General features: G+C 43.3%; 15 protein-coding genes. 10 read left to right on the forward strand and 5 right to left on the reverse strand.

What is annotated here, in order from left to right:
* The first annotated feature begins 56 nt into the window (after positions 1-56).
* The 4 genes from AC5WJX_RS02330 to AC5WJX_RS02345 all read left to right on the forward strand — a co-directional run bounded on the left by AC5WJX_RS02330 (position 57) and on the right by AC5WJX_RS02345 (position 5,903).
* Complete coding sequence (locus AC5WJX_RS02330) at positions 57-1,925, forward strand: ABC-F family ATP-binding cassette domain-containing protein (protein WP_440428731.1); 1,869 nt, start codon at positions 57-59, stop codon at positions 1,923-1,925.
* 3 nt (positions 1,926-1,928) lie between these two features.
* Positions 1,929-2,168: a CBU_0592 family membrane protein gene (locus AC5WJX_RS02335; RefSeq protein WP_494483194.1), complete on the forward strand. Its 240-nt coding sequence runs from the start codon at positions 1,929-1,931 to the stop codon at positions 2,166-2,168.
* A gap of 72 nt (positions 2,169-2,240) precedes the next feature.
* Complete coding sequence (mnmG, locus tag AC5WJX_RS02340) at positions 2,241-4,103, forward strand: tRNA uridine-5-carboxymethylaminomethyl(34) synthesis enzyme MnmG (RefSeq protein WP_440428729.1); 1,863 nt, start codon at positions 2,241-2,243, stop codon at positions 4,101-4,103.
* 147 nt (positions 4,104-4,250) lie between these two features.
* Positions 4,251-5,903, forward strand: coding sequence for an Ig-like domain-containing protein (locus tag AC5WJX_RS02345; RefSeq protein WP_494483195.1), 1,653 nt, complete (start codon positions 4,251-4,253; stop codon positions 5,901-5,903).
* Here the strand turns inward: AC5WJX_RS02345 and AC5WJX_RS02350 are convergent.
* Positions 5,878-6,387, reverse strand: coding sequence for a gamma carbonic anhydrase family protein (locus AC5WJX_RS02350; RefSeq protein ID WP_494483196.1), 510 nt, complete (start codon positions 6,385-6,387; stop codon positions 5,878-5,880). The genes AC5WJX_RS02345 and AC5WJX_RS02350 overlap by 26 nt on opposite strands.
* Positions 6,388-6,399: 12 nt before the next feature.
* Positions 6,400-7,986: an L-aspartate oxidase gene (gene nadB / locus AC5WJX_RS02355; RefSeq protein ID WP_440428726.1), complete on the reverse strand. Its 1,587-nt coding sequence runs from the start codon at positions 7,984-7,986 to the stop codon at positions 6,400-6,402.
* Between the two features lie 398 nt (positions 7,987-8,384).
* Between nadB and nadA the strand changes: the two genes are divergently transcribed.
* Both nadA and thiL read left to right on the forward strand, forming a co-directional pair.
* Positions 8,385-9,377, forward strand: coding sequence for a quinolinate synthase NadA (nadA, locus tag AC5WJX_RS02360; protein WP_494483197.1), 993 nt, complete (start codon positions 8,385-8,387; stop codon positions 9,375-9,377).
* A gap of 130 nt (positions 9,378-9,507) precedes the next feature.
* Complete coding sequence (gene thiL / locus AC5WJX_RS02365; protein ID WP_440428724.1) at positions 9,508-10,548, forward strand: thiamine-phosphate kinase; 1,041 nt, start codon at positions 9,508-9,510, stop codon at positions 10,546-10,548.
* Positions 10,549-10,731: 183 nt separating this feature from the next.
* On the opposite strand, the gene AC5WJX_RS02370 is transcribed toward thiL, so the two are convergent.
* A complete protein-coding gene (locus AC5WJX_RS02370) occupies positions 10,732-12,090 on the reverse strand; it encodes a DNA recombination protein RmuC (protein ID WP_494483198.1) in 1,359 nt (452 codons plus the stop codon).
* Positions 12,091-12,314: 224 nt separating this feature from the next.
* On the opposite strand from AC5WJX_RS02370, the gene AC5WJX_RS02375 reads away from it, so the two are divergent.
* Complete coding sequence (locus AC5WJX_RS02375; protein ID WP_494483199.1) at positions 12,315-13,010, forward strand: zinc metallopeptidase; 696 nt, start codon at positions 12,315-12,317, stop codon at positions 13,008-13,010.
* Between the two features lie 3 nt (positions 13,011-13,013).
* Here the strand turns inward: AC5WJX_RS02375 and apaG are convergent, their stop codons facing one another.
* Complete coding sequence (gene apaG, locus AC5WJX_RS02380; protein WP_494483200.1) at positions 13,014-13,400, reverse strand: Co2+/Mg2+ efflux facilitator ApaG/CorD; 387 nt, start codon at positions 13,398-13,400, stop codon at positions 13,014-13,016.
* Positions 13,401-13,432: 32 nt separating this feature from the next.
* On the reverse strand, positions 13,433-14,440 hold the full coding sequence (gene dusB, locus AC5WJX_RS02385) for a tRNA dihydrouridine synthase DusB (RefSeq protein WP_440428717.1): 1,008 nt from the start codon (positions 14,438-14,440) through the stop codon (positions 13,433-13,435).
* A 53-nt stretch (positions 14,441-14,493) separates the two neighbouring features.
* Between dusB and AC5WJX_RS02390 the strand changes: the two genes are divergently transcribed.
* From AC5WJX_RS02390 to AC5WJX_RS02400, 3 genes are read left to right on the forward strand one after another with little or no spacing between them, the layout of a single operon-like run.
* The gene (locus AC5WJX_RS02390; RefSeq protein ID WP_494483201.1) at positions 14,494-15,465 is read left to right on the forward strand and encodes a CPBP family intramembrane glutamic endopeptidase; all 972 of its coding nucleotides are present in this window, start codon (positions 14,494-14,496) and stop codon (positions 15,463-15,465) included.
* Complete coding sequence (locus tag AC5WJX_RS02395; RefSeq protein ID WP_440428714.1) at positions 15,404-15,619, forward strand: putative signal transducing protein; 216 nt, start codon at positions 15,404-15,406, stop codon at positions 15,617-15,619. Before AC5WJX_RS02390 ends, AC5WJX_RS02395 begins: the two co-directional genes overlap by 62 nt.
* The gene (locus tag AC5WJX_RS02400; RefSeq protein ID WP_494483202.1) at positions 15,609-16,415 is read left to right on the forward strand and encodes a phosphatidate cytidylyltransferase; all 807 of its coding nucleotides are present in this window, start codon (positions 15,609-15,611) and stop codon (positions 16,413-16,415) included. The genes AC5WJX_RS02395 and AC5WJX_RS02400 overlap by 11 nt, the downstream gene beginning before the upstream one ends.
* Positions 16,416-16,423: the final 8 nt, after the last annotated feature.

The raw sequence follows: 16,423 nt of genomic DNA on the forward strand, positions 1-16,423 counted from the left end.
AATTTAATGTGTACTTTTGTAGTAATTTCGCATATAAACTTCGTTAAGAACACACATTGAGTACATTAATTGCAGCTGAAGGCCTGGGTCATGCTTATCATGATGAATGGCTATTTAAAAAATTAACTTTAGGAATCCAGACCGGGCAACGTGTTGCGCTGGTTGGAATAAATGGCGCAGGTAAGAGCACCCTGCTAAAATTGCTTGCCGAGCGCTTTCTTCCACTGGAAGGAAAAATCGTAAAGAATAAATCCGTTCGTATTGGATTCCTGGATCAGGAGCCGACCTTCCCGGAAGGTTTCTCAATCAGTGATTTCATCTTCTCACTGGAGAACAAACAACAGCAGCTTATCAAAGAATACGAGGAATTGATTGAGCAGGAAAATCCTGATGAAGATCATCTGAATCGTTTGTATGGAGAACTAAGCGAGCATAATGCCTGGGAATACGAACATGAAATCAAGACCATCCTCAGTCGTATGGGCATCACGCATCTCCAGCAGCAGATCTCTACCCTTTCCGGTGGACAAAAAAAGCGTCTTGCTTTGGCGAAACTGCTGATTGAAGATCCGGACTTCTATATTCTCGATGAGCCAACTAACCACCTGGATATTGATACCATTGAATGGCTTGAAAAATTGCTGACCTCTGGAAACAAGACCATTTTGCTGGTTACGCACGATAGATATTTCCTGGATAACGTTTGCAACACGATTGTAGAGTTAGATAAAGGGAAAACCTTTACCTACAATGGTAACTATGCCTACTTCCTGGAGAAAAAATCTGAACGTGAAGCTTCTGATGAAGCTACTTTCCAGAAGAATAAAAATCTCCTGAAAAAAGAACTGGAGTGGATGCGCAGAATGCCGCAGGCTCGTGGTACAAAATCACAAGCCAGAATAGATGCATTTTATGATCTGGAAAGCAGAACGAAACAGAATACTGAAAATCAAAGTATTACGTTAAATGTTAAAATGGCTCGCCAGGGCAATAAGATTCTTGAGCTGGAACACATTGGGCAAAGTTTTGATGAAAAGAAGATCATCAATGATTTCTCCTATACTTTTAAGCGTGCAGACCGCATTGGTTTAGCTGGTAAAAACGGTACTGGTAAGTCTACCCTACTGAATATCATCACCGGATTTCTTCAGCCGGAAAAAGGTAAAGTTAGCGTGGGTGAAACAACTGTTTATGGTTATTATAAACAAGGTGGTTTAGCCTTCAACGAAAAGGAACGGGTAATTGACATTGTAAAATCTGATGCGGAATACATCAAGATGGCCGATGGTCAGACGATCTCTGCTTCTCAGTTGCTGACCCTGTTTTTGTTTCCACCGAAGAAGCAGCACGGCATGGTAGAGAAATTGAGCGGTGGCGAGAAAAAGCGTTTGCACCTGATGAAGGTATTGATGCAGAATCCAAACTTCCTGATTCTGGATGAGCCTACGAACGATCTGGATATTGATACGCTGAATGTATTGGAAGAGTTCCTGGAGAATTTCCCGGGCGTACTGATCCTGGTATCACACGACAGGTATTTACTGGACAAAATGAGCGAGCAATTATTCATTATGGAAGGCAATGGTGAGGTTAATATCTACAATGGGAACTACTCTGAATACCGCTTAAGTTTGGAGCAGCTGAAGGAGAAAACGGAAAAGAAAGCTGCTGCTACGCTCTCCACTCCTGCAGTTAAAGAAAATACAAAGAAGCTGAGCTATAAAGAACAGAAAGAACTGGAAGAGTCCGAGGCAAAGATCGCTAAGCTGGAAGATAAGATTGTAAGTCTTACCAGCACCCTTTCTGATATAGACAGCAGCAACTACAAGGAAATTGAAAACGTTTCTGCAGAGATCCAGTCCTTAAATAACGAGTTGGATCAGGTGATGGAGCGCTGGCTCGAGCTATCAGAAAAAAACAACTAGGATATGAGCATATCAGACATTTTAGCCACTGCAGGTGTAACCATTCTGTTGGTCGCCTTTCTGCTACAGATCTTAAAGGTCATTAAAGTAGAGAGCAACTGGTATAGTTTAATGAATCTCGTTGGTGCCGCATTAGCGGGTATATCAGCCTGGATGATAAACTTCATGCCCTTTGTAATTTTGGAAAGTGTCTGGGTTGTAGTATCCCTGTTTAACCTATTAAAGAATTTAAAATCGAAATAATGCACGTGGAACAAGGGCTTAAAAAGCATGTACTTCCACCTAAGTTCCACGTGAAACATAACCCAAAAAACCATGTTTAAAACGTATGATGTCATCGTTGTAGGCGCTGGACACGCGGGCTGTGAGGCCGCGGCCGCCGCAGCAAATTTAGGCTCTTCAGTGCTCTTAATAACGATGAATATGGAGACCATTGCACAGATGAGTTGTAATCCGGCAATGGGTGGTGTAGCAAAAGGACAGATCGTTCGTGAGATTGATGCCATGGGCGGATACTCCGGAATCATCGCTGATAAGACTACCCTACAGTTCAGAATGCTTAATCTTTCTAAAGGTCCAGCCATGTGGAGCCCGCGTGCGCAGAATGATCGCAAGCGCTTTGCAGAGGAATGGCGACTGGCACTGGAGCGCACACCGAATGTAGATTTCTGGCAGGATATGGTGAGCAGCCTCATCATTAAAGATAATGTTGTTTGTGGTGTAAAAACCTCCATTGGCGTAGAGATCCATGGTAAATCCGTAGTGCTCACCAATGGGACTTTCCTGAATGGTCTGATCCATATTGGCGAAAAGAAATTCGGCGGTGGCCGTACTGGTGAAAAATCAGCTACAGGCTTAACGGAACAACTTACCTCATTGGGCTTCGAAGCGGGTCGAATGAAAACCGGAACCCCTCCCCGTGTGGATGGCAGATCCCTGAATTATTCTGTGATGGAAGAACAATGGGGTGATGAAAATCCGGGCAGATTCTCCTATACAAAAGTAGAACGTTCCAAAGAACAACGCTGCTGCTGGATCACTTATACCAACTCCAAGGTACACGAAACCTTAAAAGAAGGATTCGAAAAATCACCGATGTTTACCGGCCGTATCAAAGGACTTGGTCCAAGGTATTGTCCATCCATTGAAGATAAAATAAACCGCTTCGCAGAGCGTGACCGTCACCAGATCTTCGTAGAACCTGAGGGATGGAATACCGTAGAAATCTATGTGAATGGATTTTCCACCTCGCTGCCTGAAGACGTACAATACCGGGCATTGACGCAAATCCCGGGGTTTGAAAATGCCAAGATGTTCCGCCCGGGATATGCGATTGAATACGATTATTTTCCACCTACCCAGCTGGATTTAACCTTAGAGACCAAAAAAATCAAGAATTTGTTCTTTGCCGGGCAAATTAATGGTACCACTGGCTATGAAGAGGCTGCAAGTCAGGGATTTATCGCTGGAATTAACGCACATCAGAAGGTAAATGACAAACATGAGCTGATCATGAAGCGTTCGGAGTCGTACATCGGTGTATTGATAGATGACCTGGTCACAAAAGGTACCGAAGAACCATACCGTATGTTCACTTCCAGAGCAGAACACCGTTTGTTACTAAGACAGGATAATGCGGATATCCGTCTCTCCCCTATTGGCCACGAACTTGGCTTGATCAGTGATGAGCGTTTGGATATTGTAAAGCAAAAAGTTGCGAACTCGGACGAGATCGTTGCCTTCAGTCGGAAGCAAGGCATTGAAATGTCGCAAGCGAATGACATGTTGCAGGAGCTGGGTACGAGTCCAATTAGCCAGAATGTGAAACTTTTCAGCCTCCTAAGCCGCCCACAGGTTTCTATTGAAGATGTAAGAAAAGTCAGTGCACCATTAAATGAGTTGCTAAGCAAGTTTGACCAGGAGACGGTTGAACAAGCTGAGATCAAAATTAAATACGACAGCTACTTTGAGAAAGAACAGGAGATCGTAGCGAAAATGCAGAAGATGGAAGACAAGGACATCAATCCTGACTTTGATTATTCGCAGTTAAATTCCCTTTCGAAGGAAGCAAGAGAGAAATTATTGAAGATTAAACCAAGAACGCTGGGTCAGGCATCCAGAATTTCCGGTGTTTCTCCTTCAGATATCTCTGTTTTGATGGTCCACATCAGCAGATAAATCCTAACAGCTTGATTTTCAGTAACCTACAACGTATTTTGTAGTGCTTGGAAATCAACCTATTTTTATTCGATATACGCCACTTTCTGAAATTTTTAAACAGATTATATTCTAGCAACTAAAAACGTCTTAAAACAGCTAAAAACAATGAAATTTAAAACCTGGCAGTTCCTCTTGATTTTTATATATGGTTTTTACCAAATTTTCCTGGTTGGAGGCTGTGCAAGTCAGAAAACCATACAAGGTGGGCCCCGCGACAGCATCGCACCGAAGGTTTTGAAAATGCTCCCTGAAAATCTGACCACAAATTTCAATGCGAAAACGATCACCATTCAGTTCGACGAATATTTCAAGCTGAACGATCAATTTCGGGAATTCAGTGTCTCCCCTGATATGGAACGCTTGCCACAGTTGAAAATAAAGAAACGTGCCTTAGAGATCAGCTTTCAGGACACACTGGAAAAAAACACTACTTATACCTTGAATTTTGGAAAGTCTATTGCAGACATCAATGAGAACAACGTACTCAAAAATTTCACTTACGTTTTCGCGACCGGGCCGAAACTGGATTCTTTATCCATCAGCGGACAAGTTATGGATGCACTTACCGGTGAACCGATTTTAGATGCACTTGCTTTTATTGTCCCGATAGATCGTGACACCATCATCGGAAAAGCCAAACCTTCAATCTACGCAACGACGGATAGTTCGGGCAGGTTCCAACTGAATAACCTGCGGGAGAATACTTATAAAGTATACGCGTTGAAGGAAAAAACAAGTGATAAAATCTACCAGCAGGTATCTGATGAGATCGGATTTTTGCCGGACTCCATCGTCTTGAAAGCAAATGTCAGCGATCTTAAAATTAAAGTCTTTAAAGAAGATCCACAGGAATTCCGGATCATAGACCGCAAAATTGCGCCTGACGGAACAATTCTGATCACCTGGAACCAAAAGCTCCGGCAGCCATCCGTGGTGGTCACAGAGCCTTCAAATCTGGATGCTTCAAAGCAGTTCCAGTTCAGCAAGACTAACGATTCTGTGCGCGTGTGGTTAAATGATTTAAGCTTTGATTCGACCAAAGTTTCGATCATAGAAGCCGGTAAACTGCTTCAAACGGTAAAGCTAACCAGGGGTAAAAAGGATACTTATACCCGGGCGCTGATGCCGGCAGATAACCTTGAAGGCGGGCAACTGAACCCCAATAAAAGGTTGCGCCTCACCTTCCCTACCCCGGTGTTAGCTATAGACAGAACTAAAATTCAACTTCTGGAAGACTCTGTAGCGGTAACCAATTTCCAGCTGCTGAAGGATTCGGCAGACTTCCTGAGCTACTATGTTCAGTTTCCCTGGGACCGAGGCACGGAGTATGAAATGAAGTTTAATCCAGGTGCGATTGCAGGAATGTTTGATTCCAAGAACAAGGAGTTTACCAAGGCCTTCGAGCTGGCCAGTGCAGATGATTATGGAAGCCTTGGTTTAAGCATAAAGGTACCGGAAGCCAACAAAAGTTACGTTGTGCAGGTTACGAATGAAAAGAAAGAGACGATATCAGAACATGTTATTCGTCGTGACACTACGCTGAATTTCACGAATTACCGTGCCGGCAAGTACTTTCTACGCGTGGTGTACGACAATAATGGAAATGGCATCTGGGACACCGGCAGGGTAAGTTTAAAACAATTACCGGAGCAGATCTACAATGAACCGCAGGAGCTTTCTATCCGTGCCAACTGGGATCGAAAGGCCACGGTGACCATTCCTAAGGAGCCGGCTAGCGGAACCAGTCCGAGTACATAATATAGTTATCAGGTAATTTATCTAATAAAGCCCGTTGCATCTCTGTAATGGGCTTTATCTTTTTAGCAGGCATACCGGCATATAAGAAGCCGCTCTCACAACGTGTATGCTCCAGGACTACTGCACCTGCGGCAATGATGCAATAAGGCTCTACAACGGCATTATCCATTACGATAGCGCCCATTCCGATGAGGATGTTATCCTCAAGCGTACAGCCATGTACAATGGCGTTGTGGCCAACAGACACGCGGTTACCAATTACGGTGGCAGCCTTCTGGTAAGTGGCGTGGATCACGGCGCCATCCTGTATATTGGTATCATGACCAATCGTAATGGAATTTACATCACCACGGATCACCGCATTGAACCATACTGAACAGTTATCACCCATTTTTACATCGCCTACAATGGTTGCATTTTGAGCAATAAAACAGTTGTTTCCCCAGATGGGGTTCTTGTCTTCTACGGGAAGTATTACTGGCATAAATGTGGTCTTTTAAAAGATGGTATCTTGAATGGTTTCGGCATGATAAGGATAGTCTGTCGTATAATGTAAACCACGACTTTCTTTGCGTGCCTTCGCAGATTTAATGACTAAAAATGCTACCTGAATAACGTTTCTTAATTCACAAAGTTTAACGGAAACTTTGTTCGCTTTATAGAATTCTTCAGTCTCTTCATAGAGTAAAAATAATCGCCGCATTGCTCGATCTAATCTGAAATCCGAACGTACAATACCGACATAATCGCTCATCAATTTTTGTGTTTCACGTAGATTATGTGTGACTAAAATATCCTCATTTGATTGGGTAACCCCTTCGTCATTCCACTCCGGAATATTATCTGGAATCACATTATTTTGGAACTTCTGAATGGCATCTAAATAGATCCGATGGGCGAATACGGGTGCCTCTAAAAGACTGTTCGAAGCCAGGCGGTTTGCACCATGTAAACCTGTTGATGAGGTCTCGCCGCAGGCGTATAAATTGTTGATCGAAGAACGCCCATAGGCATCTACATATATACCTCCACACATATAATGTGCAGCTGGAGTAACCGGAATATAGTCCTTGGTCATGTCTATTCCGATGGATAAACACTTCGCATAGATGTTTGGAAAGTGTGCCAGAATGTCATCTTTAGAGCGATGGGTGATGTCCAGGTAGACGAAGTCTTCACCGGATTTTTTCATCTCGGCATCGATTGCGCGGGCTACAATATCACGCGAAGCGAGCGATCCGCGTGGGTCATATTCATACATAAACTCCTCGCCGTTCTTACGCCGCAGCACACCGCCGAAGCCCCGAACAGCTTCTGAAATTAAAAATGCAGGGTACTCTCCGGGGTGGTAAAGTGCCGTTGGATGGAACTGTATGAACTCCATATTCCGCAATTTTCCCTTTGCGCGGTACACCATGGCCATGCCATCGCCGGTAGCGATCACCGGATTTGTTGTACTTGAATAAATATGTCCAGCGCCGCCCGAAGCCATGACCGTTACACTTGCTAAGATCTTTTCCACATCGTTACGCTCTGTATTAAAGGCATATACACCGAAACAGTTAATAACTTTTGTGCTCTTGTCCACAAATTCACCGAGGTGATGTTGAGTTATTAACTCCAAACAGAAGTAATGTGTTAATATTTCGATGTTGTTATTCTCGTGAATTTGTTTTAAGAGTACACGCTCGATCTCATAGCCGGTTACATCTTTATAATGTAGTACACGATGCTCGGAGTGCCCACCTTCCTTCGCCAGATCGTATACACCATGATGATCACGGTCAAATTGCGTTCCGTAGTCGATAATCTCCTGAATCCGCTGAGGCCCCTCAGAAACAACGATTTCCACAATTTCCGGATCACATAAGCCATCACCGGCAATCAGGGTGTCTTTAATGTGTTTTTCAAACGAATCATCCTCATTTACAACCACTGCCACGCCTCCCTGGGCATATTTGGTGTTGGATTCATCTTCATTTGATTTGGTAATGATCAGTACTTTTCCATGTTGGGCAGCTTTCAAAGCGAAGCTCAAACCCGCGATACCTGATCCGATGACTAAAAAATCTACTTTTCTCATTCTTTATGGTAATTCGGGCTATTGTTAACAACGTTGATAACATTGTTAATTATTTGTATAAATAAAAAGAACAACTATTCTTGATTGTTTAAAGCTAAGGTAAAATGGCAATTTGACACAATTTTATAAAGTATTTATGCGCAACTTTGCCAGGGTTATTAACGTTTTTTTAACGTAAAAATAATACACATTCAGCTATTGATAAGTTTAGGTGTTGTTTTTTATATCGTTCAAAATCAGGCTAAAGATTAAATAAAAACCTATATAAATTGTTAATAACTTTGTAATAACTCAAATAATCGAAAGAATTTTCTGGAGATTATAAACATTACTAACACACTAATAAACAATAGAAACCTATTTATATTAAATAATTATAATTTATTGAACTGTTGAAAATGGATACCTTAGAGGAAATAAATATTAAAGGTTTTGCAGATGAAAAGATTGATCCGACCTTGGATCTGTTTGAAGAAATCGAAAAACTGAAAAAGGAGAAGAATGCGATCATTCTGGCGCATTACTATCAGGAGCCGGATATCCAGGACATCGCCGACTACATTGGCGACAGTTTAGGTTTATCGCAGGAGGCTGCCAAAACAGAAGCTGACATCATCGTTTTTGCAGGGGTTCATTTTATGGCAGAGACTGCCAAAATCCTTTCGCCTGGAAAACGGGTGCTTTTACCCGATTTGAAAGCTGGCTGTTCCCTGGCGGATAGCTGTCCGCCGCACTTGTTTAAAAAGTTCAAGGAAAAATACCCGGATCACGTTGTGATTACCTACGTAAACTGCAGTGCAGAATTGAAGGCTTTGAGTGATATTGTTTGTACTTCTACCAACGCTGTGCAGATCGTTGAAAGCTTACCAAAAGATACGAAGATTATCTTCGGTCCCGACAAGAATCTAGGTGCCTGGGTATCGAAGAAAACCGGGCGTGAAATGGTGCTTTGGAATGGTGCATGTATGGTGCATGAAATCTTCTCGAGAGAGAAAATTACACGCTTGAAAGAACGTCATCCTGCAGCAAAGTTTATTGCCCATCCAGAGTGTGAGGAAGCGGTACTTCAAATGGCAGATTATATCGGTTCAACAACCGGATTATTGAAGTACGCAATCAACAGTGATGCTAAAGAATTTATTGTTGCAACCGAGAGTGGAATTATCCATCAAATGGAAAAAGCATGTCCGGATAAAACGTTTATTCCTGCGCCACCAAATAACAATTGTGCCTGCAATGATTGCCCGTATATGAAACGGAATACGCTGGAGAAATTATACTTGTGTTTAAAGAATGAAACACCTGAAGTAACTGTACCAATGGAAACGATAGTAGCGGCGAGAAAACCAATTGAAAGAATGCTGGAAATCTCTGCCAGTTTAGGTTTGTAAATTGGTGTTTAAGTATCACTATTTGGGAATGTGTTACGCTGATATTTGCATTGATTAATACGCTTTTTAGTACAGCATACGCGCTGTTTAAAGATTAAGAATGGCTGGAGAGCCCTAAAGAAGAAAAATTATGTTTGAAAATAAGGAACGTACAGATATTGCGCAATTAGGAGAGTTTGGATTGATCAAACACCTTACGGATAATTTCAAAATCCGTCATGAAAGCAGTACCAAGGGCATCGGCGATGATGCTGCAGTGCTGAATTTTGATGGTAAGGAAGTGTTGATCTCCACTGACCTGCTGCTGGAGGGCATCCATTTTGATCTGGCTTATGTACCCTTGATGCATTTGGGTTATAAGGCCGTGCAAGTGAATTTAAGCGACATTTACGCGATGAATGGTATAGCAACCCAGATCACGGTTTCCATCGGCTTATCGAGCAAATTTCCGCTGGAAGCTGTAGAGGAGATCTATAAGGGCATTGAGCTTGCCTGCAATAAGTTTAACATTGATCTGGTTGGTGGCGATACTTCAACGAGTAAACAAGGTCTGGTAATCAGCGTAACGAGCATTGGTTATGCCGACAAAAAAGATGTTTGCTATAGAAATGGGGCCGGTGAAGGTGATTTAGTTTGTGTTTCCGGAGATTTAGGCGGTGCTTATGTCGGATTGCAGATCCTGGAGCGTGAAAAGCTGATTTTCTTAGAGAATCCAAATATTCAGCCTGATCTGGAGGGCAAGGATTACATCATTGAGCGCCAGCTTAAACCCGAAGGCAGAAGGGATATCGTTGATTTACTGGCACAGATGGAGATTGTACCGACATCGATGATCGATGTTTCTGATGGTTTAGCATCGGAAATCCTGCACATCTGCCAGCAATCGGAAAAAGGCGTAACGCTGTATGAGGAGAAAATTCCAATTGACCCCTTGACGTATGAAACTGCTCGTGAATTAGGATTGGATCCCACAGTTTGTGCGCTAAATGGTGGTGAAGATTATGAGTTGTTGTTCACGATCAAACAATCTGACTACACAAAGTTGAAACATGATGTAGACATCAGCGTTATCGGGCATATCACCGATAAGAATTCGGGTTGTAAAATGATCTCCAAATCAGATATGGTACATGAGCTTAAGGCTCAGGGCTGGAACGCTTTCAAGTTATAACAGGCCGCTGTAATTGTTTGGTCTGATTTAAGCAGCAAATTAGCTGATTTAATCTACCAATGCTAAACTGTAGTTGGATAAATAACTGACCAGTAGATTGATAATGTAAAAGCCTGATTTAAACAGATCCATTTGGAAAAGTTTAAATCAGGCTTTTAATTTTGTTTTTAATCTTTGCTTGGGCTAGCTGCCTGTATTGTTCATAGGCAGTTCACTGGAAATTTCATCGGCTGGCTCCTCTCCGGTCAAACTGTGGTCGAGGAACTTGCTGTCGATCTGTTTGTTTGTTTTTGCACCCAGACGTTTGATCTTCTCGGCCGTGGTGGTCAGGTTTCCGGCGCCATTGGACAGTTTATTCAAAGCTTTATCATAGCAATCCTGGCTGTTCTTCAGGTTTTTACCCAAACCTTCCATATCGTTCAGGAAGCCAATGTATTTCTCGTACAGGCTACCGCTAAGCCTTGCAATTTCAAGTACATTCCGGTTCTGACGTTCTTGTTTCCAGATGCTGGCGATGGTACGTAGTGTGGCGAGCAGCGTTGAAGGGCTTACGATCACCACCTTACGGTCCCAGGCATAATTGAACAACTCCGCGTCTTCCTGCACTGCAATGCCAAAGGATGATTCTATTGGAATGAAAAGTAACACAAAATCCGGGGAGTTGATCTGGTAAAGATCCTGGTAGTTTTTACCGGAAAGATTTTGAATATGTCCTTTGATCGAACTTACGTGTTGTTTGATGAAAATGGTACGCTCCTCTTCAGACTCCGCATTAAGCAAACGCTCGTATGCAATGAGAGACACTTTAGAGTCGATTACAACGTGTTTCTCGTCTGGAAGGTCTATCAGGACGTCGGGTTGTAATCTGTTGCCCTCAGCGTGGTTTAATGAAGCCTGTACCCGGTACTCCCGTCCTTTGATCAATCCTGAACGTTCAAGTACCTTTTCCAGGATGATCTCGCCCCAGTTGCCCTGTTTTTTATTGTCGCCCTTAAGTGCCTTGGTGAGATTGTTCGCATCTTCCTGTATCTGTTTACTTTGCAACATGAGCTGGGATATTACGCCTTTAAGCATATTCCGCTCGTCAGATTCGTCTTTATAGACCTTTTCCACCTTCTGTTCAAATGCTTTGATGTTTTCCTTTAGCGGATTTAAGATCTGATCCAGGTTGATGCGGTTGCTTTCGGTAAATTTACTGGTCTTTTCTTCCAGGATTTTAGTAGCCAGATGCTCAAATTCCAGCTTGAATTTATGTTGCAGTTCCTGGATATACTGTTCTTGCTCCAATTGACGGTTTAATTGGGCTTTCAAGGCTTCTTCGGCCTTTATGGCCCTGCTACGCTCCATCATGAAACTTTCACGCAGATCCCGCAACTCATCCTCTATTCGAGATTTATCGGCATGGTGCCGTTCGAGTTGCTTCTGGTGTTCCAATTCTTTGATTTCCAATAAGGCCTTGTGTTGGTCGCCTGCTGGTCTTTTTAAAAAGAGAAACATCAGGAAACAGATGAGTAGCAGCAGTGCGATAATTAGATATTCCATCTTGCTAATATTTTTATAATTTCTAACAATTTTCTATTGTTTATAACAAAGATATTAGTAAAAAACTGGGATTCCTAATCGTAGGATAGTGGGATTATAAAGGTAAAATCCTGTAATAAACCACCCGAAGCGGTGATTTAGAATTGTTAAGTTGTTAATTTTTTGGACTTTACAGATTTAGGGAACGCTTTTTGATTTGATCTCTACAACTCATACTGGCTAAGATGCTTACCTATATCATATTCATTATTCCGGTGCTGATGATCAGCATGATTGTGCAATGGCGGTTCCGAAGCAAATTATCCAGCTATTCGGAAATGCAATTGGGTTCAGGTTTATCGGGTAAGGAGGTCGCACAGAAGATGCTTCAGGATCATGGCATTTACGACGTGCAGGTGATGAGTACTGATGGTCAGCTTTCAGATCACTACAACCCCCAGAACAGAACTGTAAACCTGAGTACTGACGTTTATCATGGGCGTAGTGTAGCCGCAGCGGCGGTCGCGGCTCATGAATGTGGGCATGCCATTCAGGATAGTAAAGCGTATAAATGGCTGTATTTGCGGTCGGAAATGGTACCTGTGGTATCATTAACCTCTAACCTGCTTCAATGGATCCTTATTTTTGGCTTCCTCCTGATCGGTTTCACCGGTAATCCGGTGGTGTTAAGCATCGGGGTCTTTGGACTTGCATTGGTAACTATTTTCAGCCTGGTTACGCTTCCAGTGGAGTTTGACGCCAGTAGAAGGGCGTTATTGTGGATTAGTAATAACCGTTCGGTATCGTTTTCTACGGTGGAACGCCAGCAAGCCAAAGACGCACTCTGGTGGGCAGCCATGACCTACATTATTGCGGCTATAGGCGCGTTAGGTAACCTGATCTATTATGTGGGTATGCTTTTCGGCAAGGGAACCCGCTAAATCTTAGTTTAGACGGTAAGGGACAATCAAAGCAAATTCTGGAATATCTACCTGAAATGGGGTGTCTGTGGCCACCCGGATCATGGAATAGTTGCCACGCATACTGCCGATATCTGTTGTGATCTGACATCCGGATACATAAGCATGAACCTGTCCAGGCTCCAGAATGGGTTGTACACCCACTACTCCGGCGCCTTCAACTTCCTTTATGGTGCCTGCAGAATCGAAGATAAACCATTGTCTGCGCAGCAGTTGGATCGTATAATCAGAAAGATTTTCAATTTCAATCCGGTAAGCGAACATAAATTGTTCATTGGCAGGATTAGAATATTCATCCTGGTACATGGTTTCAACTGATATTTTGATTCCCTGCGTAATTGCTGTTACCATATTGCTGTTGTAAATGGTGTTATTTTCAAAAATTAAGCCATTTCTGTTACAGGCTCCACGTTCCGGAACTTATCTGCCACTTCGTCCAATATTTCGTGAATGGTCTGGATGTTCTCTTCCTTTACCAATAGCATTCTGTATGGTTTAAAATCGGGCAAACCTTTAAAATAATTGGCATAATGTCTTCTCATCTCAAAGATACCCACCCTTGGTCCTTTCCATTCTATAGACTTTTCAAAATGCGTCCTGCAGACGTTTACACGTTCTTCTACGGTTGGGCCGGCAAGGAATTCTCCGGTATTGAAGAAATGTCTTACTTCACGGAAGATCCATGGGTAACCGATTGCCGCACGACCGATCATAATGCCATCTACTTCATATTCCAGGCGCCAGTCGGCCGCTTTTCTTGGGCTGTCTACATCACCATTACCGAAAATCGGGATCTTAATTCTTGGATTGCGTTTGATTTCGCGGATCAGTGTCCAGTCTGCCTGCCCCTTATACAGCTGCGCCCGGGTACGACCATGGATGGTCAGTGCCTGAATGCCGATATCTTGCAGGCGCTCTGCCACTTCTTCTACGTTTTTCGTATTATCATCCCAGCCCAATCTTGTTTTAACAGTAACAGGCAGGTGTGTGGCCTTAACCACCGCTTCGGTCATCTTAACCATCTTGTCAATGTCTTGCAAAAGGCTGGCACCAGCACCTCTGCAGGCCACGTTTTTAACCGGACAGCCATAGTTGATGTCCATCAGATCAGGACCTGCCATCGTGGCGATTTCCGTGGCTTCCCGCATGTGGTCGATCTCACTGCCGAAGATCTGAATGCCAATAGGACGTTCATATTCAAAGATATCAAGCTTTTGCCTGCTTTTCGCGGCATCACGGATCAATCCTTCCGAAGAGATAAACTCCGTGTACATCATATCCACCCCACTCTGTTTACACACGTAACGAAATGGCGGATCACTCACATCTTCCATGGGAGCAAGCAATAACGGGAACTCTCCCAGATCAATATTTCCTATTTTTACGGACATTTTTCTATCTTCAACGCAAATTACAGGCACAAAGGTACAAAATCATACATACAATGGATTTCCTGCAGAAACACCGATCAGAAAGTAGTGCTTATGTTCAGTTACTTATCCTCACCGGATATGCACTTGCAGGCCTCATCATTTGTAGTATTTTAAGCCTGATCGTATTGCTCGTGTTCTCTGATCATCAGAGGATAGCAGCGCTTACGAATCTGTCCATAGAGGATCCAAACAGCATCAATTCCCTAAAAATCGTGCAGATTTTGAGCTCTATTGGGCTTTTTCTCTTGCCACCAATATTTCTGGCTGTTACCGAAGGACGTAAGATCAGTCAATTTTACAACTGGCAAAAGCCAACCTTAGCCATGCTGGGCGTCATCTTCTTGCTGATGATGGTATCGCTGCCGATAACGGAATTGTCAGGATTAATTAACCAGAAAATGACACTACCAGAGGCGCTTAAGCCACTGGAGAACTGGATGCGGGACAAAGAAGAGGAAGCTTCCAAGATGGTGGTAGCACTGCTGAAGATGGACACTGCCGGGGACTTCCTCTTAAACCTGTTCATGATTGCCTTCTTACCTGCAGTAGCAGAGGAACTCATGTTTAGGGGTGGCGTACAGCGGGCTTTCTCCAGAATGTTTGGTAATCCGCATGTAGCGATATGGATCACTGCTTTCATTTTCAGTGCCATACATGTACAGTTTTTCGGTTTTATACCACGGTTGTTGCTTGGTGCACTGTTCGGCTACATTTATGTTTGGACCAAAAGCCTGTGGTATCCAATGTTAGCACACTTCCTGAACAATGCTTATGCGGTATGTATGGCCTTGTACTTTCAAATTCATAACCTACCTTTGGAAAACGTAGATGAACAGCCGGCATTCAACTGGATGGGCTATGTCTTAGGGCTGGTTTTAACCGTATTGCTCCTCATTTACCTTAGAAAAAGATACATTGAAAATGGAAAACAACTGGACCAAAGTGTACACCACCACGAACCCCATTACAGCGGAGATCATTAAGCAGGCTCTCGTGGAGCACGATATTCCTGCAGTGGTGATGAACAAGCAGGATTCATCATATAAAGCCTTTGGCGTCGTAAACATCCTCGTGCAGCCAGAGAACTTTGACCAGGCTTTAGCTTACATCATAGAGAATAACCTGAATGAAGACTAGAGCAATAACCGCATTTTTCTTTGCCATTGTAATGCTTGGCTCCTTCTTTTTGGGTGCTGAAGTATTTACCATTTTCTACCTTTTACTGAGCCTTGCAGGCCTGTACGAGTTCTATACCCTGGTTAATACCGCAGGCATTCTACCACACAAAATCCTTGGTATGGTGACTGGATTTCTGCTGTTTGGCGCTGTTGCAGCCTTCCCCTTTTTTCCATTTGACACCAAATACCTGCTTTTAGGTATTCCAATAGCCGTTTCTGTGTTCCTCTTTGAGCTTTATAGGACCGCTAAGAACCCTTTTAACAACATTGCCTATACTTTCCTCGGATTACTCTTTGTAGTGGTCCCATTCTGCTTCTTTTACGCGTTGGGCTATGTGCGAGATGAGCAGTTTAACTTCCATCTACCGCTTGCCTTTATGCTGATGCTGTGGGCAAGTGATACCGGCGCCTATCTTTTTGGGCGTAAACTTGGTAAAACCAAGCTTTTTGAGCGGCATTCACCGAAAAAGACCTGGGAAGGTTTTGCTGGTGGGATCCTGATGAGTGTGTTGGTTGCCGGGATTGTATCCCTGTTTTTTACCGAGATATCGATCTTAGTCTGGGCGGGAATGGCCGTGCTGATCGTAAGTTTCGGTACCCTGGGTGATTTGGTGGAGTCTATGCTTAAGCGAAGCCTGGATGTTAAGGATTCGGGTAATCTGCTGCCAGGACATGGTGGGCTGCTTGACCGTTTCGACGGCTTGCTTGTTGCTGCGCCGATCGTTTATGTCTACTTGTACCTGATTTTCAACTAAGTTGAGAG

The sequence above is a fragment of the Pedobacter sp. NEAU-ZC8 genome (assembly GCF_059278965.1).

Excerpts from the sequence above, each read along its gene's own strand:
- AC5WJX_RS02375 (WP_494483199.1), top strand. The coding sequence starts at position 12,315 with ATGCTTACCTATATCATATTCATTATTCCGGTGCTGATGATCAGCATG.
- nadB (WP_440428726.1), bottom strand. The coding sequence starts at position 7,986 with ATGAGAAAAGTAGATTTTTTAGTCATCGGATCAGGTATCGCGGGTTTG.
- apaG (WP_494483200.1), bottom strand. The coding sequence starts at position 13,400 with ATGGTAACAGCAATTACGCAGGGAATCAAAATATCAGTTGAAACCATG.
- mnmG (WP_440428729.1), top strand. The coding sequence starts at position 2,241 with ATGTTTAAAACGTATGATGTCATCGTTGTAGGCGCTGGACACGCGGGC.
- AC5WJX_RS02335 (WP_494483194.1), top strand. The coding sequence starts at position 1,929 with ATGAGCATATCAGACATTTTAGCCACTGCAGGTGTAACCATTCTGTTG.
- AC5WJX_RS02390 (WP_494483201.1), top strand. The coding sequence starts at position 14,494 with ATGGATTTCCTGCAGAAACACCGATCAGAAAGTAGTGCTTATGTTCAG.
- AC5WJX_RS02345 (WP_494483195.1), top strand. The coding sequence starts at position 4,251 with ATGAAATTTAAAACCTGGCAGTTCCTCTTGATTTTTATATATGGTTTT.
- AC5WJX_RS02370 (WP_494483198.1), bottom strand. The coding sequence starts at position 12,090 with ATGGAATATCTAATTATCGCACTGCTGCTACTCATCTGTTTCCTGATG.
- dusB (WP_440428717.1), bottom strand. The coding sequence starts at position 14,440 with ATGTCCGTAAAAATAGGAAATATTGATCTGGGAGAGTTCCCGTTATTG.
- AC5WJX_RS02350 (WP_494483196.1), bottom strand. The coding sequence starts at position 6,387 with ATGCCAGTAATACTTCCCGTAGAAGACAAGAACCCCATCTGGGGAAAC.
- thiL (WP_440428724.1), top strand. The coding sequence starts at position 9,508 with ATGTTTGAAAATAAGGAACGTACAGATATTGCGCAATTAGGAGAGTTT.
- nadA (WP_494483197.1), top strand. The coding sequence starts at position 8,385 with ATGGATACCTTAGAGGAAATAAATATTAAAGGTTTTGCAGATGAAAAG.
- AC5WJX_RS02400 (WP_494483202.1), top strand. The coding sequence starts at position 15,609 with ATGAAGACTAGAGCAATAACCGCATTTTTCTTTGCCATTGTAATGCTT.
- AC5WJX_RS02395 (WP_440428714.1), top strand. The coding sequence starts at position 15,404 with ATGGAAAACAACTGGACCAAAGTGTACACCACCACGAACCCCATTACA.